This window comes from Erysipelothrix sp. strain 2 (EsS2-7-Brazil) (assembly GCF_016617655.1).
GTDB lineage: Bacteria > Bacillota_I > Bacilli_A > Erysipelotrichales > Erysipelotrichaceae > Erysipelothrix > Erysipelothrix piscisicarius.
Map to the genome: position 1 here is coordinate 12535 of NZ_SCFT01000002.1, position 26603 is coordinate 39137.

General features: G+C 37.0%; 22 protein-coding genes. 6 read left to right on the forward strand and 16 right to left on the reverse strand.

What is annotated here, in order from left to right; genetic code table 11:
• Positions 1-63: 63 nt before the first annotated feature.
• The 3 genes from EPJ90_RS01075 to EPJ90_RS01085 are packed head-to-tail and all read right to left on the reverse strand — an operon-like array spanning position 64 to position 4386.
• A complete protein-coding gene (locus EPJ90_RS01075) occupies positions 64-2163 on the reverse strand; it encodes a family 16 glycosylhydrolase (protein WP_161637085.1) in 2100 nt (699 codons plus the stop codon).
• 21 nt (positions 2164-2184) lie between these two features.
• Positions 2185-3084, reverse strand: a complete 900-nt coding sequence (locus EPJ90_RS01080) for a haloacid dehalogenase-like hydrolase (protein WP_161637086.1) — start codon at positions 3082-3084, stop codon at positions 2185-2187.
• 24 nt (positions 3085-3108) lie between these two features.
• Positions 3109-4386, reverse strand: coding sequence for a PTS sugar transporter subunit IIC (locus EPJ90_RS01085; protein ID WP_161637087.1), 1278 nt, complete (start codon positions 4384-4386; stop codon positions 3109-3111).
• Positions 4387-4609: 223 nt separating this feature from the next.
• Between EPJ90_RS01085 and EPJ90_RS01090 the strand changes: the two genes are divergently transcribed.
• Positions 4610-5788 carry an ROK family transcriptional regulator gene (locus EPJ90_RS01090; RefSeq protein ID WP_161637088.1) on the forward strand — a complete coding sequence of 393 codons (1179 nt, stop codon included), beginning with the start codon at positions 4610-4612 and terminating at the stop codon, positions 5786-5788.
• Between the two features lie 57 nt (positions 5789-5845).
• Here EPJ90_RS01090 and EPJ90_RS01095 read toward each other — a convergent pair whose 3' ends face one another.
• Together EPJ90_RS01095 and EPJ90_RS01100 are read right to left on the reverse strand one after the other, a co-directional pair.
• Positions 5846-6217, reverse strand: a complete 372-nt coding sequence (locus tag EPJ90_RS01095; RefSeq protein ID WP_200542453.1) for a MazG nucleotide pyrophosphohydrolase domain-containing protein — start codon at positions 6215-6217, stop codon at positions 5846-5848.
• Positions 6218-6239: 22 nt separating this feature from the next.
• Positions 6240-7931 (reverse strand): Na/Pi cotransporter family protein, encoded by a 1692-nt coding sequence (locus EPJ90_RS01100; protein ID WP_161637090.1) that lies wholly within the window; start codon positions 7929-7931, stop codon positions 6240-6242.
• Between the two features lie 213 nt (positions 7932-8144).
• Here EPJ90_RS01100 and EPJ90_RS01105 point away from each other — a divergent pair, with 213 nt between their 5' ends.
• From EPJ90_RS01105 to EPJ90_RS01115, 3 genes are read left to right on the forward strand one after another with little or no spacing between them, the layout of a single operon-like run.
• The gene (locus tag EPJ90_RS01105; protein WP_161637091.1) at positions 8145-9092 is read left to right on the forward strand and encodes a linear amide C-N hydrolase; all 948 of its coding nucleotides are present in this window, start codon (positions 8145-8147) and stop codon (positions 9090-9092) included.
• 12 nt (positions 9093-9104) lie between these two features.
• Positions 9105-9392 carry an MFS transporter gene (locus EPJ90_RS01110; RefSeq protein ID WP_161637092.1) on the forward strand — a complete coding sequence of 96 codons (288 nt, stop codon included), beginning with the start codon at positions 9105-9107 and terminating at the stop codon, positions 9390-9392.
• 14 nt (positions 9393-9406) lie between these two features.
• A complete protein-coding gene (locus EPJ90_RS01115) occupies positions 9407-9724 on the forward strand; it encodes a DUF898 family protein (protein WP_125164098.1) in 318 nt (105 codons plus the stop codon).
• A 57-nt stretch (positions 9725-9781) separates the two neighbouring features.
• Here EPJ90_RS01115 and EPJ90_RS01120 read toward each other — a convergent pair whose 3' ends face one another.
• The 7 genes from EPJ90_RS01120 to EPJ90_RS01150 form a co-directional block, all read right to left on the reverse strand.
• Positions 9782-11098 (reverse strand): sensor histidine kinase, encoded by a 1317-nt coding sequence (locus EPJ90_RS01120; RefSeq protein WP_200542454.1) that lies wholly within the window; start codon positions 11096-11098, stop codon positions 9782-9784.
• The gene (locus EPJ90_RS01125; RefSeq protein ID WP_161637094.1) at positions 11091-11786 is read right to left on the reverse strand and encodes a response regulator transcription factor; all 696 of its coding nucleotides are present in this window, start codon (positions 11784-11786) and stop codon (positions 11091-11093) included. Before EPJ90_RS01125 ends, EPJ90_RS01120 begins: the two co-directional genes overlap by 8 nt.
• A gap of 95 nt (positions 11787-11881) precedes the next feature.
• Positions 11882-12832 (reverse strand): SGNH/GDSL hydrolase family protein, encoded by a 951-nt coding sequence (locus EPJ90_RS01130; protein WP_161637099.1) that lies wholly within the window; start codon positions 12830-12832, stop codon positions 11882-11884.
• Between the two features lie 8 nt (positions 12833-12840).
• A complete protein-coding gene (locus tag EPJ90_RS01135) occupies positions 12841-14352 on the reverse strand; it encodes an MBOAT family O-acyltransferase (RefSeq protein ID WP_200542455.1) in 1512 nt (503 codons plus the stop codon).
• The gene (locus EPJ90_RS01140; protein WP_125164836.1) at positions 14352-14582 is read right to left on the reverse strand and encodes a phosphopantetheine-binding protein; all 231 of its coding nucleotides are present in this window, start codon (positions 14580-14582) and stop codon (positions 14352-14354) included. Before EPJ90_RS01140 ends, EPJ90_RS01135 begins: the two co-directional genes overlap by 1 nt.
• Positions 14579-15757 (reverse strand): alanine racemase, encoded by a 1179-nt coding sequence (locus tag EPJ90_RS01145; RefSeq protein ID WP_200542456.1) that lies wholly within the window; start codon positions 15755-15757, stop codon positions 14579-14581. The genes EPJ90_RS01140 and EPJ90_RS01145 overlap by 4 nt, the downstream gene beginning before the upstream one ends.
• Complete coding sequence (locus tag EPJ90_RS01150; protein WP_200542457.1) at positions 15754-17268, reverse strand: amino acid adenylation domain-containing protein; 1515 nt, start codon at positions 17266-17268, stop codon at positions 15754-15756. The genes EPJ90_RS01145 and EPJ90_RS01150 overlap by 4 nt, the downstream gene beginning before the upstream one ends.
• 135 nt (positions 17269-17403) lie before the next feature.
• Between EPJ90_RS01150 and EPJ90_RS01155 the strand changes: the two genes are divergently transcribed.
• Both EPJ90_RS01155 and EPJ90_RS01160 read left to right on the forward strand, forming a co-directional pair.
• The gene (locus tag EPJ90_RS01155; protein ID WP_200542458.1) at positions 17404-17934 is read left to right on the forward strand and encodes a 4'-phosphopantetheinyl transferase family protein; all 531 of its coding nucleotides are present in this window, start codon (positions 17404-17406) and stop codon (positions 17932-17934) included.
• 131 nt (positions 17935-18065) lie between these two features.
• A complete protein-coding gene (locus EPJ90_RS01160) occupies positions 18066-18851 on the forward strand; it encodes an aspartate dehydrogenase domain-containing protein (RefSeq protein ID WP_161637108.1) in 786 nt (261 codons plus the stop codon).
• Between the two features lie 45 nt (positions 18852-18896).
• Here the strand turns inward: EPJ90_RS01160 and EPJ90_RS01165 are convergent, their stop codons facing one another.
• The 4 genes from EPJ90_RS01165 to EPJ90_RS01180 form a co-directional block, all read right to left on the reverse strand.
• A complete protein-coding gene (locus EPJ90_RS01165) occupies positions 18897-20132 on the reverse strand; it encodes an ABC transporter permease (RefSeq protein ID WP_200542459.1) in 1236 nt (411 codons plus the stop codon).
• A complete protein-coding gene (locus EPJ90_RS01170; protein WP_200542460.1) occupies positions 20125-21033 on the reverse strand; it encodes an ABC transporter ATP-binding protein in 909 nt (302 codons plus the stop codon). The genes EPJ90_RS01165 and EPJ90_RS01170 overlap by 8 nt, the downstream gene beginning before the upstream one ends.
• A 165-nt stretch (positions 21034-21198) precedes the next feature.
• A complete protein-coding gene (locus tag EPJ90_RS01175) occupies positions 21199-24321 on the reverse strand; it encodes an InlB B-repeat-containing protein (RefSeq protein ID WP_200542461.1) in 3123 nt (1040 codons plus the stop codon).
• A 180-nt stretch (positions 24322-24501) separates the two neighbouring features.
• A complete protein-coding gene (locus EPJ90_RS01180) occupies positions 24502-26127 on the reverse strand; it encodes an InlB B-repeat-containing protein (RefSeq protein WP_200542462.1) in 1626 nt (541 codons plus the stop codon).
• Positions 26128-26603 lie beyond the last annotated feature (476 nt).

Consider the following 26603-nt stretch of genomic DNA (forward strand, 5'->3'; position numbering starts at 1 on the left):
CTTATAAGCACATAAAAAGACTGTTGATTGAATCAACAGTCTTTCGGCTTCCTAAACATTACACTACTCGTTTTCTTTCGACGCTTTGTTTAACTTCAACATCACATAACCAATACATGTGAGTGATAACGCAACCACAATTGCGAAACTTGACGTGTATTGACCCGTATTCGGTAGGGTCGATTCCGTTGATGTGACGTCCTTGTCTTTTTTCTCGCCAAGCACTTCCGCAGGTTTGTTCTCTTCTTTGGGTGTTTCTGTCATTGTTCGAAGTGATACATGCACGGAATGCTCGTCCTTATTGACGCCAAATAAAACCGTAAACATTCCCGCTTCATTAACAACAAAATCTGGATTCTTCCATGTCCATCCTTGTGGTAATGTGAGCGTTGATAAAGCATCGCCTTTGGTTATTTCAAGTTCAAACGATTGAGGAAAGGCTTGCTTTGAAACAACCAAGGTGGTTGCTTGACGTGCAACCGGTGTTTTAATATCTTGTGTTAAGTCCACCCCTTGAGGTGTTGCGCTATAATGAAGATTATAGGTACCTTCTGGAAGATTTGAAATAAGATCCATCTCATCCATACCCTTTACAAGAAGTTTCACATTTGAATTTCCACCGCGTGGATTAAACATCGGTGTATCTTCTATTGAGAAATCTAAATCATAACCTTCAAGAGTATTAATGCCTTCAAGTGGATTGATTGTTCCTCCTTGCATAACTGTGAGTGGTTTAACCCCCTCTAGTTTGGGAGCACGATCATAATATGCTTGAGCCGCTTTCGCTTGCGCAGCAGTTTGTTGATACGATACCGAATCAATCACAAATTCAGTGCCGGCCAGGTTTTCCCCTACAGGTCCAGGCCATGCGCCACCCATCGCTAAGTTTAGCTGAATGTATTGCGGCTTGTTGAAAATATCTTTAGCCATTGGATCTTGTCCATACGGTACAGTACGAACTTTTTGATCATCAACATACCATTCAAGGGTATCTTCGGTCCAATTTAATGCAAAGGTATGAAATTCGTCATTAAAATTACCTTGAGGAATGGTATGCGCAGTTCCGTTTCCAGAAAAACGTCCTACATTATCCTCAGCAGGGCCATAATGAACGGTTTGGTAAACAGTACGGTTACCATGAGCACCATCGCGATCCTCACCAATTAATTCCATAATATCAATTTCACCCGTGCTTGGCCATCCACGACCTTGTTCCGCTTTAATCTTGCCATCAAGTGTAAAGTCAGCACCTAATGTCCAAAACGCAGGGAATGCACCTCTTCCTTTTGGAAGTTTTGCACGAATTTCTAATTTTCCGTATAAAAATTCGCGTTGACCATGCGTACGAATGCTTCCTGAATTATAAATTACCTTCCGGGATGCATCACGTGGATGTAAATATTGATCCGCAACATCACGATCGGTTGCACGTAACACAAGGCTACCATCGCGTAAAAATACGTTCTCTGGATTGTTTACATAATGTTGTTGTTCAATACCACGAATCGAACCCAGTTCATAACCCCAATCTTCCATATTTAGGGATTCTTGATCAAAATCATCACGCCACACTTCTGTAAAGACGTCATCTTCTTTTTCTTCTGAAACATTTGATTCTTTCGTTACCACAACGTTATCAATATAAGCATTGGATTGCTTTGTTTCTTCTTTTTCAGACCACTTAACAAGTTGAATTAGTGCTCCTTGTTCCGTACCTGAATTAAATGTATAACTGACTTTTTGCCATTCTGTAGATGATACAAGTTGATCTACGGTTTGACCGTTTTCTCCCTTAATAACATCACCTTGTTGGCCATTCCAAAAGCGTGCTGTAAAGATGGCATCCGCCCCTTTAACATCTACTTTCGCATAAGCACTTACGTGATACGTTGTATTCGGTTCAAGTCGAATAACTTGACCAATAAATCCATTTGCAAAGTTGCCTGAAATTGCTGTATTTGGAACAACCCCTGCATATTTTCCATCATATGAAACTTTGTCTTGAACTTCGCCTTTATTGCGTTGCGTCCATGAAGTTCCACCTTGTTCAAAATCACCATCTTGAATTAAATTCTTAGCATCACCCTCAAGTGCTGAGATTGATGTCATTGATAAAGCTAAAACCATAAATACTGTAACGATATTTTTTAAACCTTTACGCATTTCATGCTCCTTTATTAATGTTTATCGATTTATTGAACGGGCACATGATGACAATGTGTGTCGAATACCTCGAATTGCTTGACCGATTGCAAAAATGTTTTCAACCGGAGCTAATCCTGCATATCCAGCGTCACCAATGTGATGAATATCCACGCCACAAATCTTATTTTGAATTGACATTTGCGCAATAATTTCTGGAGTTGAACCTTCTTGGCTCGTTCCAATTGCACTCATAACTAACGTATCGCGGGCATGTGCAAATTGCACAATTTCTTTAAGTTCATCCGCATCAAATCCTGGAACCGTTCCAACAGCAGGGACTAAAATCACATCCGCGCCTGCATTAATAAACGCTTCCACCGTTTCTAAATCAATAATTGGTCCCACAACACCAGCACCATGCATTTTACCTGCGATAATGAGCCCGGAGAACTTCTCCTTCGCAATCTTAATGGTAGAAATAATGGCTTCGTTGGTTACCCCTGTCCCTGGATTTCCCGTAAAACAAACAAAATCAAAATTACGACGTTCAATTTCTTCAATTGTCTCTACAGTTGCCTGTCTTCCTAAAGCAATCTCAAAACGTGACTCCGTCATTTCCGCATTTTGATCAATGGGTTCTAAATTGACACCAATGGGCGCTCCAACTAAACGATGAAGCTCATCCACAAAATTCTTTTCAATACATTCAATTGCAAATAAATCCGGATTAAATACATCGACGCCATTGAGTAAAATTAAGTCTGCACCACATGCACGTGCAATCTCAGAGTTACTAATATCTCCCACAAAGCTTTCGCGAGCGGCGTAGTTTTCCGATAAAACTACGCGTCCCTCACTCGCTTTAATACTTTGTTTAAGTTCTTCAGCGGTCATGTTTAAAATATCACTCGTATTTGCACTAATTAATCGTTTCATCATTTCACACTTTCTATATAATAATTACTATTCTGCTGTTTCTTCTGCCTTAAATCCTTTTTCAACCATTGCAAAGAATGGTAAGTATAAGAGAATATCAAGTGCAATTAAGATAATTTGTAAGATTGATCCACGAATACTACCTGTTGTTAAGAATCCACTGATTACTGGAGGCATCGTCCATGTTGCTACAGTACGTGTTAAAGGAACAAGTCCCGATGCCATTGCGAAATAAGTAATAAGTGCATTAAGCATTGGTGCTAAGATGAATGGAACAATTAATAATAAGTTAAGTACTACTGGAAGTCCAAACATTGTTGGCTCATTAATATTAAAGAGTCCTGGTACAACTGTAATTGGCGCAAGAGCTTTAGTACGTAAACTTGTTTTTTTCTTACGTGCATAGTATGCAATTGCGAGTACAAGACCGATTGTGGCTCCACCACCACCGATGTATACAAAGTTATCCATAAATGGTTCTGTAATAATGTGTTGTAATGCCTCGCCTGCTTGATAAGCAACACGGTTCGCATCTAAGTTTGCAATCCAAATTGGTTTCATAATTGAGTTTACAACATGGCCCCCGTGAATTCCTAAGAACCAGAAAATACTGTTAAATGCAACAACAATCATTGTACCAATAATGTTATTTCCAAGTAATCCAAACGGTTTTCCTAACACAACAGCTGCAATATCATGTAAGTTTGGTAAACCAAATTTATCAAGTAAACCAAAGATGGTTAACCACATTGTAATAATCACTGCGCCCGGAATAATTGCACTAAAACTTTTCGCAACTGCAGGTGGTACTGTATCTGGCATTTTGATTTCAATATTATTATTGATAAACCATTGGTAGATAAGACCACTAATAATTGCTAAGATGATCGCTACAAAGAGCCCACGAGCACCCACAAGTCCAACCGCAATACCAGCACCTGTTTCCCCCTTAACAAATGGCGTTACAACGATAAATGCTGATAAAGCAATAATCCCTGCTGAAATTCCATCTGTGTTGTGCTGATCTGCAATACTGTAAGCAATACCAAATGCTGAAATTAATCCAACTAATCCAAAACTACTGTCGACACCCTTCCAAAGATAGCCGGCAACACCAATATCTCCCAACCATGCTTCCCAACCTGGTACTGGAAAACTTGCTATAACCATAAAAATAGAACCGATAATAATTAATGGCATTGAAAGTGTAATACCATCACGAATTGCAATTAAAAATTTATTACTTGAAAGTTTCGCTGCTACAGGCAGAACTTTTTCTTCTAAAAAATCTCCTACTTTATTCATAATATCCTCCTCTTTTGGTTATAATATAGAACAATTAGAATGAAAATGTGCGCAATATCTCAGTAATTAATTATTTTATATTACCAACTACCTACACTATAGAACACTTCACCTTAAATGTAAAGCCTTACATTTGATAATTGTGTTGGTTTTGTTAAATTTCCCCCATTAATGATTACAAATTATAATTAATAGGTTACAATGTTCTTAATGGAGGTGAAATATGCAACTCAGTAAAGCAAAAACAAAGCAAACGGCTTTAATCCTTGATTTATTATATTCAAAGGGACCGCTTTCACGCATTGATATTTCAAAGTCGCTTCACATTACCCCCGCGACTGTTAGTGATTTAACCCAACACCTAATTAACGATAACATTATTTGTGAAATCGGAGAGGATACCGATAATACACGTGTAGGAAGACGCAAAATTTTATTAGGTCTTCTTCCCCATCACTCCTATTATCTCGGTGTGGAGTTATTTGAACACTCTTTCACCTTAGCGTTATCCGATAACCTTAATGAAATTCTCTTTGAAGAGGCATACACACTCTCTAAATCAGACCATGTTCGTCACGACTTATTGGTAAAGACGATCCATGATTTTATGGATAAACATCGCGATACCCCCATCACAAGTATTGGCATTGCCATACCAGGACATTATGATAAATCATCATCCCACATTTTAACCAATAACCATTCATGGTCAAATTTCTCACTGGATTATTTAAAGAAACATTTAAAGTATCCCGTCTATTTTGAGAATAATGTAAATGCGATGGCTATACGTGAACGTTTATTCGGACATGATAAAACGGATGCGAATTTCTTATTCTTACATTTTAGACGAGGAATCTTCTGTTCATATATATACCAAGGGAATCTGTATGCACGAAATAATTACTTTGTTGGAGAAATTGGACATCTTGTTGTGAATCCATTTGGCGAACAATGTGAGTGTGGTAAAATTGGTTGCCTTCAAACCTATGCGAGTCAAACATGGTTGCTTCACAAAGCAAGTTTATTATTTAATAGTTCTGCGAACACCTATCTCAAACAACTGGTAACCGAAGAACATGAGTTATCGATGGATATCCTGCTGCAAGCCTATCATCTTGGCGATTCTGCAGTCATACAGTTATTAGAAAATGCAATTAATTTTTTAGCCATTGCCCTTAATAACATCATCGTTACCCTCGATACGGATATTATTTATTTACACGGTCAATTGTTTGATGATGATCAACTTTCGACATTACTGCTCAATAAGATACGCGAGCACGATTCCGAATTCATCTCTCGACAAACAATTCAGAAAAAGATTAAACCCTATTCCAAGGCAAATGGAGCCCGCGCAGCATGCGCACTGGCCATTAGTGAAACCTTACTTTGCGAATAAAAAGAGCCTACTTTAAGAAGCTGGCTCTTTTTTGTATCCATAAATGCATTTCACATCCTATTTCGGGATATTATTTGATGATTTTGCGCGTGATTTGATGACTCTTTGTGCTGAGACAAAAGATTCTAAATCTGTTGTATGATGATATTTTTTTGAAGCTTCTTTATCTTTTGAGAGGATCATTGCATTCATATCAATGTCATTGAGTGCCGCAATGGCCATGGCATAGTGCATTAGATCTGCCAATTCATGACCTAATTGCAAGTCTAAATCTTCATCACTTGATGATTTACGACCAGCTTTTTTATTTAGAACCTCAGCCACTTCCCCCATTTCCTCGACCAGTTTCATAAACAAACTTTGATCGACACCACCATCTTGGTAATGATCCTTTAAATATTCTTGTAGTTCCGTTATTGTAATTTCCATTACCTACTCCTTTTCACACTTCTTAATTTATGGAATCCATACGAATCTTCTCAACCCCTTCCTCGGGATTACGTTCTTTTACCTTCTCCACAATATTTATGCAGTGATCCCCTAAGCGTTCTAAAGACGCAAGAATATCTACATACAAACTACTTGCAATCGGATCGTCACAAATACCATCCGAGATACGATGGAAATGACGTTCACGGTACTTCTCATCAATTAAATCGAGGTAGTCTTCATCCTGTACAAGTTTTTCATATCCTTGAAGTGAATCCGATTTAAGCATTTTAAAACTTCGTTGAATCATATCCAAAACGAGTTTATACATTGTTTCCAAATCAAACAGTGCTTCTTCTGAGAACGTACCTCGATTTTCAAAGATGCGTTCATAAAACTCCGCAATATTTGTCGTTATATCTCCCATTCTCTCAATATTTTTCACGATATCAACACTGGTTGAGTACTGTTCTGCCATACGGCCATCAAGTTGCGTATCCTTCGCAATCGCAAGAAGATAGCGCGTTAAATTATAGTCCAAATCATTAACCATCTCCTCCAACTGTCCGATGACATCTAAATCTTCTTCGTCTTGCGTTGTTAGGTAGTCATGCGTTGTTTCCAAAGATTCAACAACCAAATCAGCCATCTGAAGTGTTTGTTTTTGTGCTAATTGAAACGCACCGTCCGGGAACGTCTTAATTAATTCATAATCCAACGCTTCAATTTTTTCTCGTTCTTTAATGCGATCTTCCCCTGGTATTAGAACTTTTAAAAGACGAATACATGCGGGAATAAAGGGAATAATCCCCACAACCCAAATTAAATTGAAGACAAAATGATTAATTCCTACAGCCATTTCTGGTGAACCACCCATCTTCCCATTAATATAGAGAATAAAATTCGAGTACGGATAGATAAATAACATGGTTATCAAGGCACCAATCACGTTATAAAGTGCATGGAACCAACCGGCTCGTTTCGTCGATACAGATCCTCCCGCAGAAGCAAGAATTGCCGTTAAAGTTGTGCCGACATTGGATCCATAAACAAATGCGGAAGCCGCAACCATTGTCATACCGCCCCCTGCATATATTTTTTGTACAAGGGCAATCACAGCCATCGAAGAGTTGATAACTGCAGTACCAATCGTTCCCGCTAAAAGTGCAAGCCATGGATTATCAGACATCTTAACCAAATATGCTTCAAACTGTGGAACATCTTGTAAGATGATCAATTGATCACTCATCAACTCAAGCCCTACAAACGTAATTCCAAGTCCAAAGAATATTTGCCCGACACTTTTATATCGTTTCTTTGTGAGCAGGATTAAGGCCCCAATAAAGACAAAATAATAACCCATCGCTTCAATATTCAAACCAATCATTAATGCCGTTACCGTCGTCCCTAAATTCGCTCCCACAGAGATTCCAATCGCGGCTTCAAGACTCATAAGGCCTGCACGCACTAGACTGATGGAAATAACGGTCGCAGCGGTGCTGGACTGCATTAATGCTGTAATAACAGTACCTACAAGAATCGCAGAAAGTAAATTACCCGTATAGCGCTCAATATAATCCCGTATTTTTGATCCCGCTGCATCTTTAAAACCATCCCCAAGCAACTTGATTCCCAGTAAAAACATACCAAAACCACCTAGTATGACATTAAATGCAATATCTGAAAACTGTGCAACTTCTCCAAGTAATATCATCATACACCTCCCGGCTTTTTTCTTATATTTATCGTATCATCCAATGCCAGTGCTCGTGTGATATTTTGTTAATAAATTATGGATGAAAGGAATGTCGCGTCATTATGCTTTGTGATGGAATCATGATATTCTTTCGAAATCGTCCTCGTTTTATGTATTCTATTAAGAATTCCCCTATAATGGTCATGCAAGGTAAACTTGGGAGGTGTTTTTATGTGTACAAACATCACATTAAAAAGTACTCAGGATCATTTTTTAATGGCTCGCACGATGGATTTTTCTTTCGAACTTGATCCAGAAATGATTCTCATTCCACGCCATGTTCCGCTTCATTTTGCTTTTTTAGATAATGAAGTTACAAATCATTTTGCTTATTTTGGCCTCGCTAAAAACATTGGTTCTTACGCGTTGGCAGATGGCGTCAATGAATACGGTCTCGCCGCTGCTGCATTATACTTTGAAGGTTTTGCGCATTATGAGCACGATGCGATAGTCAATCAATCACTTGCACCGCATGAAGTCGTGATGTGGGCTCTTGCACACTGCAAGACTGTTGAAGATGTTCGGCTAATGTTTGCACGACATCCGATCACACATCATGTTATTGAATTTTTAGGAATTGTACCACCCCTGCATTGGGTATTTCAAGATGCAACCGGTGCCTCGATTATTGTAGAACCGACACCACAAGGAATCCAAATTTATACAAATCAAATTGGCGTCCTCACAAATAGTCCCGATTATCCTTGGCATCTAACCAACATTCGAAATTATATCGGCCTTGATCCGGGACATGTAGAAGCAAGAACGCTCTACGGTCAAGAGTTCAAGCCATTCGGACAAGGCAGTGGGACTTTTGGAATTCCTGGGGATTTAACACCGCCTTCTCGATTTATTAAAGCGCTCTATTCCAAACTAAGCGCCCAAAAACCCGAGTCAGATCATGAACTCATTATTACCGCTCAACACATCCTTAACGGTGTTGATATTGCTAAAGGTAACGTTATAACACAGCGAAAAACCATTGACTATACACAATATATGTCGTTTATGATTCCTTCATCACAAACCTATGCCTATAGGACTTATGATAGTTTCAACACGTACAGCTATTGCCTTCATGATTATAATCTTAATCAATCTGAGTTCATTAAAATATAGGGGGAAGATATTATGAGTACATTTTTCAAACTTAATTGGCTCGTTATTGTCGTAACCATCGCGATTCTTTTGGCAGGATTTTATGCCGAAAAAAAGAAGCATATAATTAGTCACCAATTTGGGATTGCGATGAAGAGCTTCTATGGTCTAATTACATTATTAGGAATTATCATTGCAATGATTAATTATATCGCGATCGTAGTCTTTGGCTCCTGGCAAACAATGATATTCGCAACCATTCTGACACTTGGAATTGGTTCCATCGTATTTTACTTTTTAAAGCATCGAACTAAAAAATAGAAAAGAGGATTTATATGAAATCATCATACTTTGACGGATCAATCTGGTCCTATATTACATTACAATTGGTTAATATTATTATTGCAATCTTTACACTCGGTTTAGGGACACCTTGGATTCTCGTTCGAACATACCGTTGGGAATCCGAACATACTGTCATTAATGGTGAGCGCTTCCGCTTTAACGGTGATTCTGTAAGTCTTTTTGGTCATTGGGTTTTATGGTGGTTTTTAACCCTCATCACATTTGGTCTTTATGGCATCATTGTCCGCGTTAAACTTATTTCGTGGCGCGTTGAGAACACTGAAATGTTAGGACGTTATGAGTATTAATTAAGGCTTCACTTTCGTAAGTTAATAAAAAAACAGCGTGTTACACTCGCTGTTTTTTTATGGGTTTATGGGTAATTCTACTTTCGTTATAAATACACCTTCATTTTGGGATGTGGAAAAATGGCCTTTATGCGTATCTACAATTTTTCGACATGAGAGCAATCCAAAACCTGAAGCATTTTCTGTCACCTGATCTATCCGCGTGATATTGGAAATCTCGAGGGTACACCATAAATTTTCAAGCGTAATTTGAATTTGAATCTCTGACATGGGTTCTGCATACTTTAAGAGATTCGAAATAATATTTTCAAACAAGCGATCCATATAGTATAGATTCAAATTTACATAATAGTCATCATCTGTTATCGTTTGACGAGCTTCAACTTCAAATTCATTTAACTTTAAATCAGATTTTAGACGGTCTACAGCACCCTCAATAAAATCTTGAACATAAACTCGTTCGAGGGGTAATTCGCTGTCTTCATTTAACGAGAGCGTTGAAAAAAGTGAAAACAGTTCATCCGAAATGGTTTTCATTTGAAGTGCCTTCTGCTCACATCGATTCGCAAGTTCTTCGATATCTTCAGATTGAGACTCCAATTTAATAAGGGTAATATAACCGATCAATGAAGTAAGTGGCGTTCTTAAATCATGAGCAAGACTTGTCACAAGTTCTTTAAGTGCATTTTCAGAAATAACCAGTTCTTGGTTCTTTTGAGATAACTCAGTAATCAGTGCATTAATTTCAAAACTTAAACGTCCGAGCTCATCGTTCCCTTTGTCACTAATGTAACTGTTGGGGGTTCCTGCCCCAATAATTTCAATTTCATTGGTAAGCTGCTTAACCCTTTTGGTGATATTTCGGATACCATAATAAAAAACAAGTAAAAATGTAATGGATGAAAGCGTGAGTCCAAGATAGGTAGCGTAGTTTTCCACTTCCGCCCGCACTGAATACAACATATCAATATAGAAGTATTTACCACCAATATAAAGCATTGTCGATTCAAGTGACGTATTTCCGGCAATCTCGAGTTCTTTACTTATAAAGAGATCGTCGTTTGTATAGACGATGTTATTATTATCAACATCTACGATATAGATAATCATATACTTATGATTTTCCAACCATGGACTTAGATCTTCAATGTTCATTTCGGTAATGTCGTTATCAATAATGTAATGCTGGAGATCTTGCTTGTCACGAAGCATTCGCGAGTGAATCCGCTCTTCACCCTTTACATATGTTGCAATCGGGTCAATCGAAACCGATATCGTAACAACAAATACGAATAACGATACAAAAATTGATCCCACCGTTATAAGAAATATTTTTAAGCCAAGTGTGAGTGACTGCTTCTGATGTTTAATCAATTTTATATCCTCGACCCCATATGTTTTTGATAATATTTGGGTTTTCAGGACAATGTTCAATTTTCTTTCTTAAATTACGAATATGAACCATGACTGTATTTGCAGAGGAGTAGAGATACTCATCTTGCCAAACATTTTCATAAATACTTTGAATTGAGAATATCTTCCCACGATTAGTCGCCAATAATTTTAAAATACGAAATTCTCGTTCTGTTAAATCGAGGGGTAACCCATCTTTTAAAGTGATTCCTTTTTCAAGATCGATGGTGATGGAGTCAATGGTGTTTATTATGTTTTGTTCTGCCCGATGCTCCGTAGCACGATCGTATTGAATGTATCGTCTTAGTAATGATTTTACACGGAGGCTGAGCTCAGAAAAAGAAAATGGTTTGCTTAGGTAGTCATCCCCACCAACAGAAAAACCTACAAATTTATCTTGCTCTGTAGCTTTTGCAGAAACAAATAAGATTGGAACATTATACTTTCTTCTTATGGCCTCGCTTACCTCAAATCCCGTAACCTCAGGCATCATAACATCTAAAATCACGAGTTTGATGCTTTCATCGAGATAACGCATTGCGTCATTTCCATCAGAGGCAACAACAACCTCATAACCATCAATTTCTAAATAGCGTTTCATCAAATCTCTAATCTCTTTGTCGTCGTCAACAATTAGTATCTTTTTCATAAGCACCTCCTTTCTTCTATTATATGTTTCTTTTACAATACATTGTGAGTTATTTAAGAAATTTTAAGATTTAACACCTTTAATTTTTTGTTAAATTAGGGGTTAATTTGCTGAATAAATGCATCAAAATCTTTTTGCCATAAAGCACGTTCCGCTTCGTCGGTATCACTTTTAATGTTGTAGTTTTGAGCGATGTATTCAATTAGACGCTTCGTTACTTTTTCAGCACCTTTTAAATTCAAGTGGTCCCCTTTGTCATATGTGTCTTCCTGCCAATTCATGCCAATAGAATCTGCTTCCAAATTTAAATCTAGAAATGGAATGTTATTTTCGTTAGCGTAGGCACTCACACCATTATGTTTTTCGTAGGTCCAATTTCTTGGAGACGGTACGCTCACTAAAATTAATTGAATGTTTTCTTCTTTGCACAGTGCTACGATTTGATCGAGATAGTGTCGATTCAAGGAAGGAATTTCTTTTGATTCTAACGTCTGGTGCATATACGGTCCACGCTCATACGCATTTTCTTTACGATTAATTCGCCAGCCTTTTAGAGGATTCCGCTTGATTTCTACGCTTTTTGCTTTTTGTAGCGAAAGTATTTGTTTCCAATTATCGTGATGGTTTAAGATGGGGAACACATTCGCCAAAGTATTGGTCATGGATTTATCCACTAGATTCGCGATACCACCAATACTGGTATAAATTTGATTCGTCTCTAACACTATCACTTTCGGATTTTGTTTTTGAATGATATGGCTTATGGTCTTATGTCCATCCGCTAAATTTTGAGAAGCAACCGCAATGTTGTAAGACTTTATCCCTAATTTCTCCCAAAATCGCATGGGCATAAAAGAGGTGAAGGATTCACTGTCTCCACTAAATAACATATCCAAACGATTCGTATCTTCGGCAAAAATACCATTAAATGCAGTACTATTCCCTTTCGCAAATTGATCGATTTCATATGGCGCAAAAAGAGGTGTTATTGTAAATAATATAGCAATAAAACCGAGGGTAAACACAATTGATCTAATTATTTTCATAATACCTCCTAAAAATTTGCATAGATAAGCTCTACGATCGCATAGCCGTAACCATAGGCTCCAAAAATAACTAAGAATAACATCGCAGCATAGTAAAACGGAGTGCGCACATACCACTTCCACTGCGAAATACGATTTCTAATGTGAACACCCTTTTCTTTAAGAAAGCCCACAACAACCATAATCACAAAACCCACAATAACAACACCAAAGTCATGAATATCCATCCCCTTATTCAGCAGTGAGCCATCGGTGATTTGTGTCATATTAAAATCACCAAGCATCCGCGTAAACATGAAAATTGCTTTTGAGATACCGTGTGACCGAAACAACATCATTCCAACATTCACAATCGCCATGGTTCTGATCCATCTCATTGCATTTAAACCTTTGCTTTCGCGATTGATTTTTGTTTTCTTAAAAAAGAGCGAAAACAGCGGTTCTAAAAGCATTCCGACTGCAATAATGACAAAATAGTACATTCCATATGCGAGATATTGCCATTGGGCTCCGTGCCATAAACCATTGCAAATCCAAACGACCAATAACGCTCCTAAGGTTGGGACTAATCGACTGTAGCGTTTTCCTATTTTTGTTTTTAACCATTTTGTGAGTTTACGATTAAATTTCGATAAAGAAATGGGATAAAAAATATAATCTTTAAAAAAACCTCCCAAAGTCATATGCCAACGTCGCCAAAATTCTGAAGCACTTTTGGAGAAAAAGGGTTGATTAAAATTCTCCGGGAGCTTTATCCCAAAAATTTCAGCGGTACCCAACACGATATCCATCGTTCCAGAGAATTCGGAATAAAGTTGAAGCGTGTACGCAAGGATGGCAATTAGAATTACAACACCACCATTTGTATCAACATTTTTGAATACAGATCCTACAAAGGGGTCTAATCGGTCAGCAATCACAATTTTCTTAATAAGACCCCAAAGCATTCTTTGTAGACCAAAAGTTAATGATGCATACGTAATTGATTCCCCGGTATTCAATTGTGGAATCACTTGATTGTATCGCGCTATAGGACCTTCAATGATTGTCGGGAAAAAGGATAAGAACAATATGATTTTTAGTGGATTTCGTTCTGCTTGAATGTTTCCCATTTTCACATCTACAAGGTAACTCATTGCTTGTAAAGAGAAGAATGAAATTCCAATGGGTTGTATGAATTTCCGATATGGAAGAGTCACTTCAAAACCTTTTAGAACTGAATTAAGGTTTTCACCGATAAAATTGTAATATTTAAAAACGGTTAATATCGTAAGTGGTATTAAAATCCCAAGAAATAAGAGTAACTTTTTATGTTTGGATTGGGCTAGACCCAATCCAATAGCATATGTTGATAAACTTATGATGAGTAGGTAAGTGATTAGTGTTGAACTCATCAAGAGATAAAAAGTAATGCTTCCAAGAAGCATTACAAGATAGCGATATTTTTGACTGCATATTTGATATGCAATCATCACAATCGGTAAAAACAAGAAAAGGTAAATATAATTGTGATATGCCATTAATTTTCACCGCTAAGACGACTTACCATTTCCCACATATTCTTGAGTGTATTAAAATTATTTGGTTTAATCTCATCAAATGGAATTTCAATATCAAAGGAATCTTCCAGTTCAGCAACCAATGTAAGAATTGAAAACGAATCAAGAATTCGTTTATCAACCAATTCACACTCATTCTCATAATCAATATTTGGTTTTATATCTTCTAATATTTCTAATAATTTATTCATTCTGATTTCTCCTTCGCTGAATTTAGCGTATCAATGTGTACGATGTCTCTAAGTGTTACGAGTCCTTGGTCTTTACTAAATACATTTACTTGTGGCAGATCTCTACTGAGAAAAAGGCTTATCCCTTCTGTGATGCTATACGCACCAACATTTTTAAATGCAATCACGTCATTGTAAGCAAGAGCAGTCTCAAAGTCTTTTACCAAGACATCCGCCACAGTACATAGAGAGCCGCATAAATTCCAAGTTGCTTGCGTTTCCATAGATTCTCCTAAAGCGATACGCTCAATATTGGGACACTTCATCCCTAGAAACTGACCGTGGTAACTAACGTGGTGAATACCGCCATCAAGTATTGCGTAATGCTTATGATCGTTAAGCTTTAAATCCACAACTTTGGTTAAATAAGTACCACACGATGCAACAATAATGCGTCCCATTTCCAAAACAACAGTTCCATCAAAATCCAAATTTTGAAGCATTGAACCAAACGCTGAAACGGAGACCGTTGGTTTATCGGATTCAAAATATTGAACACCCAATCCCGGCCCAAATTCTAAACACGGTAATGCAATCTTGTAGCGATCGCGTAAATCTTCAATGTATTTTTTCTGAGTTTCGAGTTCCTTTTGAACCTTATCAAGCTTGTGCTTTTGGGTTCCTGAATACAATTGTATTCCATACCACTTCAAATATGGATATTCATCCTTTCGATCTAGTATTTCATCAATCGTTGAGGCATCCATACCGAATTGGTTTCCGCTTGTAAGCCTTAAAATAACCGATATGGTTTTTTGATACGCCTTCGATAAATCATTCAGTATTTCAAGATGTTTCATGGATTCAATTGTATAAATGGGTTGTTCGTCCATTTCAATAATTTTCCTGATGTCTTCATCGTTTTTGTAAACACCCGAAAGAATTATTTTTTGGTTTGAAATGTGGTTTCTTTGACAAATACGGAATTCTCCGGGTGAACACACTTCGAAAGAATCCACATAAGGATCTAAGATACCAACTAGAAATGGGTTTGCTTTCATGGCGTAACACAACTTTGCATTGTGAGGTAATAATGACTTTATTGTATTTACATGATTTTCTAGATGATCAATATCAAAAACATAACTTGGTGTTTTAAGTTCCTTATAAGAAGTACATAGTTTGTTTAGATTCATACGTGGATCCCCACTTCCGATTTTAAGAGTTGTCGATCAATCTTACCGTTTTTCGTCAAGGGCATCTGGTGCACCTGAATAAAGGTATTGGGAATCATGTAATGGGGAAGCTTTGTTTCCAGATACGATATTAACGCCTTAACATCCAAATTCCCCTGGTAGATTCCATAAATCTTATATTTTTTTTCATGGTATACGCAACAGGCTCTCGAAACGGATGGATGTTCTTCAATTTTCCGTTCAATTTCTTCAAGTTCGATACGATGACCCATGTGTTTAATTTGAAAATCTTTTCGACCCCTAATACATAATTCACCGTTTTGATTATAGAATCCTAAATCACCCGTACGATAGATGATGTCTCGATAATAGGGATTCAACGGATTTTGAATAAATACCCGGTCCGTTTGTTCTTTATTATTAAAATATCCCAGTGCTAAACTCAATCCGCCGACGCAAATTTCACCCAGGACATTTGATGAGACCACTTTAGAATTAGAATCATCTAATAAAAATACTTCGTCATCATAAAATGGAATTCCTATTGGAAGGTCTTCATCGTATTTTAATTCCGATTCCAAAACATAATATGTACAATTGCATGTAATTTCAGTTGGGCCATATAAGTTTACAAATGTCGTATTCGGACACGCTTCACGCCACGTTTCCAAATGCTTGATTGGCATGCGCTCCCCACTGAACATTATTTGTCGTAACTGATTTGGTTGTCGATACGATAATCCTTTTAGCTGACTTACTAAACATAACGCAGAGACCGCCCATGTCAGTACCGTTGCATTTGATTCACAGATATAGTCTAATAACATAACTGGATTTGTAAAATACAATTTCGGTATTAAAACCAAGGTAGCACCTGTCCTGAGAGCACTATAAATATCTTTTACCGAAACATCAAAATCAAAAGGTGCTTGATTCGCAATTACATCGTCTTTTGAAAATTGAAACGTCTTGGTAAAATCATTGATAAATCGAATGACCGATGAATGGGATACAACGACACCTTTTGGATTCCCTGTCGAGCCTGATGTAAAGAGAATATAGAGCGGATGCGTTGATATATGCGATCCCATACGCTGTTTAATCTGATCTTCTTGACTGATTCCGTTCAATATGGATTTAGACTCAATATAATTAATCTGAGCATTCAATTGTTCGATTCGAGATTTTTGCGCTTCATCAGACACGATGAAATGTGTCTCTAATGTCTTTAGAATCGAAATAACACGATCATCGGGTTGTGAAGGATCCACAATGACGTAAGGACAACACGCGTAGGCTGCCCCAAACATTAACGCAAGCGTTTCAATTCCCTTTTCTCTGAAAATAACGATTGGTTGATTTTTTTCGAAATGATTAATAAAAAATGTTCCTGCTATACACGCTTTCTCTTTTAAATCACGATACGTAATCGACTGATTCGGTTCGACTACTGCGGTTTTATTGGGATAATGCGCTGCACTTAATTCAAGATACTTTAAGATATGATTCATCGTTAAACTCCTTTAATTTCGTGCCAATTATACCATTCGTATTCTTAACACAATCTTAAGAACGGCTTATAGATTCTTAAGTCTACGAATCAAAGATCAAAACAATGATATGCTTGCATTATTAAGGAGAAATTTATGGAAAATCATGTCATTATTTATCAATCAAAAAATCCCACAAGCCATACACTTGATACTTGCATTCATGACTTTACAGATCGCAATCAACTGGATGATACATGGTATCTTTATAAAACTGAAAATGGTAAACCAGTCATCTTAAACAATGATTTTTATTATAGTAAGACGATAACCGATGCGTTCTCTACTTATGCGTTCAGTCTTAATCCATTAAGTATTGATATCCAAAAGTACAAGGAAGATGTGAACTTTCAAAAAATCGCGAATCGCTTCTATCATCCCAACGAAATCGAATTTGTGAGACAGCACGGTATCCAAAGTTTCTATAAATTATGGTGTCTCAAGGAATGTTATATTAAATTTTTCGACTTAAAAATTGAGAAAGATTTCCCAAACTTCTCTGTCTTAGAGATTTTAGAAAACCAAATGAAAAATTTAACCTATACATCGTTACCATTAAGTGCAGGCTATTACGGTTCATTACTTACTGAAAAAAAGACCACATTCGAATTCATAGACCTTGATTGATGAAGATTACATAACAATTCACAAAACCAATAAGACAAAATTCACACGTTGAATTAACAAAATCCTTATAAACCGGTTCACTTACCTAAATATATGTTAAGATACATATATAAATGAGGAAAGGAATTAATATGAAAAAATTAAAATTAGCTTTAATTGGGCCAGGATTTCTTAATGACATCGTTGCTCAAGCGTGGGTAGATGGCTACCTACCTGAATACGAACTTGTAGGTGTTCTAGGTCGCAATCCACTTCGTACAGCAGCATTCGCAAACCATTATGGTTGTAAAGCATGTGCAACAATCGAAGAGTTAATGGCACTCGAACCTGATTATACATCTGAAGCCGCTTCGGTTAAATCAGTCGTTGACTATACTGAAACAGTTCTTCGTTCCGGTTCAAATCTTGTTGTACTTTCAATCGGTGCTTTTGCTGATGCATCATTCTATAACCATATACAAGATGTAGCGCGCGAAACTGGTAAAAAGGTTCATATTGCAAGTGGCGCAGTCGGAGGATTTGATATCCTACGAACGGCTACATTAATGAGCCCTGTCAATGTAAAAATGACGGGTATGAAATCCCCTCGTGCCCTAGTTCATACATCTCTAAATCGAGAAGGACTCATCGATATTCAAGAACCTGTAGAAGTCTTCGCAGGAACCACAAAAGAAGCTATTGCTGCATTACCAACACACGTAAACGTTTCTGTAGCAATAGCCCTTGCAAGTGCCGGTCCCGAAAATACAACGTTAAACATTAATGCCGTACCGGGTTATGTGGGTGACGAACATCGCATAATGCTTGAAGGCGAAGAAATAAAAACAGACTTGAAAATCTATAGCCGCACCAGTCGTGTAGCAGGTTGGAGTATTGTTGCAGTCCTACAGAATATTGTAGCTCCAATCGTATTTTAAATAAAAACTCAATGATCGATATCAAAAAAAATAACTCTTTAAGAGTTATTTTTTTGCTTTCAGTATGTCTTTAATTTTTAATTTATTTCCATAATTTAACGAACCAAAACGATAGATGTAGACCGAAATCTTCGCAATCACTAAGGTTGATAAAATCATAATTGCCATTGAAACCACAATTTCAATCCAATTTACCGATGTAAGCATAAAACGAATTGGCATTGTAAATAACGAGACAAACGGTACATAGGAACTAATAATCGTTAGTTGGCTATCCGGCGCACTTAAACTACTTGAGGCAATAAAGAATGCGATAACAAATAAAACAGTAATTGGTGTAGTCGCAGAACTTACATCTTCTACTTTAGAAATCAATGAACCCAATGCCGCAAAAATATAAAGGTATAAAATATAACCTGCAATTGAGAATACTAAATACACAATTGCTGTATAGAACGTAAGCGATCCTTGTACCATCATTAAAATATCTGGATCATAATTCACCTTATTTACCATAAAACCTATAAATACGGACAATAAGATTGTACCAACTTGCAACAATCCAACAGCTCCCATTGCAAATACTTTTCCAAGAATAAGAACTTTAGGATCCGTACTGGTAATAAGCAATTCCATGGTTCGACTGTCTTTCTCACGTGCAACGGACGTTGCTACGGATTGACCAAAGAAAAGAATCAACATATACATTGCAAACATAATAACGTAAGCTATAAAGAATCCTTGTGAGGAATCCTTCCCGATTGTTTCGACCTCTGATGTAATTGAAACATTCATCGCATTACGCGCTTCGTTTACATCAATATTATTTGCCTTAAAATTTTCATCAATGGCCATTGTTTTTAATGTATCTTCAATTATACCATCTTCAAAACCAAACATATCCTTGTCAATTGTCAGTACTTTATAGGCTGTACTGCTGTGTAAAATAAATCCTTTTTTTATTTCTTTATTGAGCAATGATGTTTTCATTGTCGCCTCGGAATCAAATTGTTTAAGATGGTCGAGACCAAGCATTGAAGCAAACATTGCTTTATCAATCGATTCATCCTCGAAGATAAATCCCCACTCATTTCGGATTTCAGTTACCACTTCACCTGTTTGAGGTTCACTTGATGGATCTTCCTTAAAGAATGTTTGGATTGTCGGAATTGATGTGATGAACAAAACCGCCATGCATAAAATTAACGTTGTTACTTTTACACTGCGTTTTCGTAACATTTCTAAAAATTCAAATTTAAATACAGTACTCAGTTTATTCATGATGATCTCCTACCTTTGCTACAAAAATATCTTGAAGACTTGGTTCATAATCTGACAAGAGTTTTAAATCAATATCGGATTCAATCACGGATGCCATCCATGCCTTCTTTGACAATTCTTTTGATAAAGAAACAATCACCGATTTCTCATCCGCCTCAACATGCACTTGATCACTGCTCAACAATGCCATGAGTTGATTCGAATCATAATTATGGGCTTGAATACGAATTTTATCCTTTCCAAGCTCTTTTTTAATTGTATTAAGGGATCCATTTAAAACAATTGATCCTTGATTAATAATGGCAATGTCATCACAAAATGTTTCGACATAACTCATTTGGTGACTTGAAAAAATAATAATCTTATCATCCGCAATATAATTCGTTAAGGCATCTTGAAATACTTGAGAATTCACAGGGTCTAAACCACTAAATGGTTCATCAAGGATTAAGATATCTGGATTATTTAAAAAAGCTTGCGTAATTTGTACTTTTTGCTGGTTTCCTTTCGACAAGGTTTCCAATTTACGGTCGAGATATTCTTCTATCTTAAATTGTTTAGCCCAATAGTTTACAGAATCCATCGCTTCTTCGCGGGTAGCACCGCGAAGCATTGCAAAATAGACAAGTTGATCAATAACACGTGTTTTAGAATACATACCACGTTCTTCGGGAAGGTAACCAATGCGATAATCTTCGGGACTAAATGGTTTCCCATCTATGGTAATATTCCCCGAATTGGGTTTAAAAACATCCATTAAGATTCGAATTGACGTTGTTTTTCCCGCTCCATTACGACCAAGATAGCCAAAGATTTGACCACTGTTCACTTCAAATGAAATATCTTTGAGCACATGATGTTCGTCAAAATACTTGTTAATCTGATTAAATTCTAATTTCATAACATTTCTCCTTCTCACTTTAAAAATATTTTATCATGGGAATTTGTAATAAAGGTGATGCGGTTCTAAATCGACCTATTTCATACCCAAATGACATAAAATGATCCCACTCTCAAAAAAAGCTTAGCATCTCTCAATGCTAAGCTTTTTAAATATCCGTCCTAACTATGCTTCTTCTTGTTTACGTTTTTTAACAAGTACCAAGCCTAATCCGATTAAAGTAATACTTGCAATCACTGCAACACTACTATCAGATACCCCAGTTTGAGGTAAATCCGTCTGATTGTTTTCGCCAGGTTTTGTTGGATCTACTGGTTTTGTTGGATCTACTGGTTTTGTAGGGTCAACAGGTTTTGCTGCTTTAATCCATTGTGCGTAGAGTTTAACATTTCCTACTACATCAATTGAGTCGCCAGGTGCATAACTATCACCTTTTCCATCCGCTTGAGTATTCCAGCCAATAAAGTTATAACCTTCTTTAACTAAATTATTTGAACTCATTACGATAATGTTTTCACCCTTTTCGTAAGGATGTGAATCAATCGGTGCATTTCCGGAAGTGTTTCCATTTCCATCATACTCAACCGTATATGTATCTACAACAACAATTACTTTTTTCCACTGTGCATAGAGTGTAACATCCGCATTAACAGTCACTGAGCCACTTACTGTGTCACCTTTTCCATCAGCTTGGGTGTTCCAACCTATAAATTCATATCCGTCTTTTGAGAGGTCTCCAGCACCAAGAATGGTTGCTGATTCACCTTTTTCATATTCTTTAGTATCAACAGGTGCTGTTCCAGCTGTATTCTCATTACCTTTATAAGTAACTGTGAATTTTTCTGTAACTGGAGGTGTAACATCTTCTTCCCATTGTGCATAAAGATCTACATTTTGTGTCATCGTAATGTTGGCATCTTTCGCATAGTCCGTTCCTGTTCCATCAGCAAGAGTATTCCAGCCAATAAAACTCCAACCATCTTTAACTAAAGTCGATTCACCTAGAACAACTGCATTTTCATTTGTATCATAGGTATTTGAATCTGTTGGTTCAACACCCGCTGTATTTCCATTACCATGATAGGTAACCGTGAACGCATCCCCTACACGCCATACAGCGTATAGACGTAGACTGTCATCAGCAACTTTCACAGGTTTACGTGTGTTAAAGTCTGCATCTGGTGTTGTTGCATCCTTATCTTTTGACCAACCCATAAACTTGTATCCTGTACGTTCTGGATGAATGCTATCTTCTGTCTGTTCTTCTTTAATAGACTCAGCTGAAGTTATATCATAATAGGAAACAACTTTTGAAGACGCATCTTTTTCATAGTAAGTTTCACCTTCGTAGTCATTCATTTCCTCTAAGTCAAAATTCCCGCCATTAGCATCATAGTTAATCCAAAGGATTTCTACAGCACCAATATCACCTAAACGTTTCTTCCCACGTTGATCGTATCCATCAGTATTTCCACCGATGAAGCCATCATCTGCTGGTCCTTCAGGTTTAATTGCGATTGTAGGAATGACTTCCCCTTCAATCCCTGCCACTAACTCCGATTGATCACGACTTAAGCCAACATTTTTAAATCCAAAAATTTCTTTTTTAGCTTGAGTTGCTACTTCTGGTGTGCTTTGATCGATATTAATAATATTACCATTTCTCATTACCGAAGATGAACTATTCGAAATGTCTTTAAATTTAGCCGTTGGGTCAATCACGCCATTATTGTAAACTTGATTGCCGAAGAATAGTGATCCCTTATAATTAATCGTAGCAGTAGCGAGCATTCCCGCACCACTTAAAGAGATCGCTCCACCTTTAAACTCAGTATCAACATCTGCATTCCCTGCGACATTATCCATAAATGTAGAGCCCGAAATAGTGTTCGACATTTTCGAAGATCCACCATTTTTAAAGTACATAATTGCTCCACCGGGTAGATTCGCTCCATCAGTACCGCCGGCTTTATTGCCATAGAATGTACTGTTGTGGATGTTTGTAGTTAATCCTGCGGGAGTACCTGAACCTTGGAATAAGATTGCACCACCATCATCTTTTGCTTCATTGTATGCAAAGGTTGTTTGATCAATATCGACGGTTGCGCCATCACGACCATCAAAGATATAAATTGCGCCTCCATCATAAGTTTCAGAATGGCCATCACCACCTGCTTTATTTCCTTTGAAATAACTTTGTTTAATCGTCATATTTCCACGATAGTAGTGTAATGCGATTGCACCACCACCACCACCAAATACGCCGGTATTAATGGAATCGTTGTGATTATTACTTAAAATTGTATTTGCAATATTAATATCACTGTAGATGTTTTTACCACCGATGGCTCCTGAGGTATATCCGCCACTAGTACCCGTATTATTTGAAATTGTACTATTTGTAACGTTAAAGGTACCTCGGCTGTTTTCAGAAAGTTGTACAGCAGATCCACCTGTCACACCCTTATTATTGTTAATAAGAGTTGTATCAATCGTGAACTCAGCTCCTGACTGAATATTTGCAGTAATTGGTGTTGCACCGTTATTGATAAATTTACTGTTACTTAAATTAATAACACCTGTTGGATTTGAAATACGAAGTAGATTTGATGTATGTCCTACCCCATCCATAACAAGATTCTTAATATTAAGTGTTACGTTGTGAGCAACCGTAACTTCAAGGGTTGAATTTGTCCAGATAACATGATTCGCATCAAATGTAATGTTTGCATTTGGAACTGTTATTGAAACATCTTCTGCTACAAAATCAGATGCTAAAGTGATGACGTCACCTTCAAGAGCGCCTGCAAATGCTGCTTCAAGCTCTGTTTTGTTTTTAATTGCGCCAAGATTATATTTGACTGCTTTAACCTTCTTAGTTTCTTCTTTAACTTCTTCTTTTACAGTTTCATCTGTTGTTTCTTCTTCAACTGCATCAGTAGATGGTTCAACAGTTTCCGTTAAAGTCGTTTCTTCTTCAACTGCATCAGTAGATGGTTCAACAGTTTCCGTTAAAGTCGCTTCTTCTTCAACTGTTTCGTCTATTTCTTTATCGTCAACTTCTGCAGATTCTGTTGCTTCCTCATCTGTTGACTCTGTTTCATTCTCATCCACAACTTCTGTAGATTCTTCTTGTTCTTGATCTATTGCTTCTGTTGTGACAACGGAATCTTCCGAAATAAATTCCGGGTCTTCATTTGCGAATGCAACTTGAGCGGTTCCCACGCCGAGCATTAGACATAACATAATTACCAATGATTTCTTAGCATAAGTACTTTGTTTTTTCATACCCTTACCTCCATGCAATCATTATATTTTCTATCAAATAAAAATTTATTCAAATGTCATTAATCGATAAATCTATGTTATAAAGAAAATATAGTTTATGAATCAAGCAACAATTTCTATGATTTATTTATTAATAATAAATAAAAAAAAGGATGAGGTTTCCTCATCCTTAACACTGCATTATGATTCTTTTTTCTTTAGAATAACAAGCGTAATACCAATAATGATTATTCCTGATCCTACAATTGGAACAAGAAGGTTCTCATTCACACCCGTACTTGGAAGTACTGCATCACTTTGTACATTTCCAACAGCCACTTGATGGTCATTCTGTATTTCATCGATGTTCAAATTAGGCTTCGTTACTTCTGGTTTTGTTATTTCTGGATCAGTAGGTATTGGTTTTTGTTCTAATTCCCATTGAGCATAGAGTACTTTATCCGAAGTAACTGTCAATTTATCTTTCGCATCAAAATGGTTTCCCGTACCATCTGCTTTATCATTCCACCCCATAAATTTATGGTTTTTAAGAGTCAGATTATTTGTGTTTCCAAGGATTTCATAGACCGTGTTCTCCGTAACCGTTGATCCATTTGGAACTGACCCTTGTGTCGCACCGTTCGCATTGTATGTAATTGAATAATCAACGACTGGAACGATTGCTTTTTTCCATTGTGCATAGAATACTGTATCTTCAGTTACAGTAAATAGCGCATTGGGTTGAACCGCTTGACCCGTTCCATCTTGTGCAGTATTCCATCCATCAAATGTATAGCCTGGGTTTGCTAGATTTGGAAGCGTATCGAGCACGGTATATACTGTGTTCTCCTCAACGCGTGTTCCATTTGGAACATCGCCACTTAAAGCGCCATTCGCATTATATGTAATTGAATAATCAACGACTGGAACGATCGCTTTTTTCCATTGTGCATAGAATACTGTATCTTCAGTTACAGTAAATAGCGCATTGGGTTGAACCGCTTGACCCGTTCCATCTTGTGCAGTATTCCATCCATCAAATGTATAGCCTGGATTTGCTAGATTTGGAAGCGTATCGAGCACGGTATATACCGTGTTCTCCTCAACGCGTGTTCCATTTGGAACATCACCACTTAAAGCCCCATTTCCATCATATGATACGGAATAGTCCACAATCACAGGATCCTCAGACCAAATAGCAAATAGGTTCTCATGCCAATCCACTAATTGATTATCCAAACCCCATATATAACCACTTCCCGCGTTATCCAGTTCCCATCCTTCAAACGTAAATCCTGGCCGAACTGGTTCTTGGTAACCTTGGTCATATGTTAAAAGTTGATCCAAATAAGTTGTAATCGTGTAAGTGTCTGTACCGTCTTGAAATGTTCCGCCCTCTGCGGAAAATGTTGCAACGAAGCTATTTGCCGTGTCAAATGTACTCTTCGCTATAACACCTGCTTGTTTGTTAACCATTAAGATATGTGATTTGACCACGCCAAGATTAACATTATCGACTAATTTAAAATAAACTTTCTCCATAACATCAGCTTCATCTTCGCAAATTACCGTATCAATCAATTCAAGAACACCCGTATTGTATTCAAAATAGAGTTCGTATTCGATTGGATAGGATAAGGCTGATGGATTGGTAACCTCAGGGATAAATCCTACCTGGTATGATGGTGATAAAATATTTGAACTATGATTTCCCAAAAGATCCGCTGGACTGTAGTCTGCTTTCACACCACTGCTGATATTCACGACGTTTACCATTAACATCGTTACTAAGACAAAACTTAAAATATGTTTTCTTAAATTTTTCATCTTAATTCTCCTTTATTAGATGTATTCTCAATTTAACATCTGTTAAGAAAATTAAGATTAATATGACACAATCCTGTCAGAATTTGTAATAAACGGACATTTTTTGGCTTTTTTTCATAAAATATTATTACAAATGCGTCGCATTCCTAGATTACGCTTTACCGAATCGAATCTAATTATGATTTGAAAACGTGTTCATACAAACGCATTTAATGTTTGACCGCATTCTTCGTAATTCTCAATTAATTCATAAACTTAACATTTTAGTTTTAATACTTTCATCTTTTTTTAATGAAATCTTTGGCCTTACCCTTCAATCTTCTTGATTTTAATGACACGCGATTGATCCTTACAACCCTTCCTGCAAGGAGGCATCGTAAGTAAAATTTTTAATAAAGGCTATTATGAAGACCTTGAATCCATACAATGCGCTTGAGAAGAAGCTGTATTTACTAACTAATACAATATCCTTCACC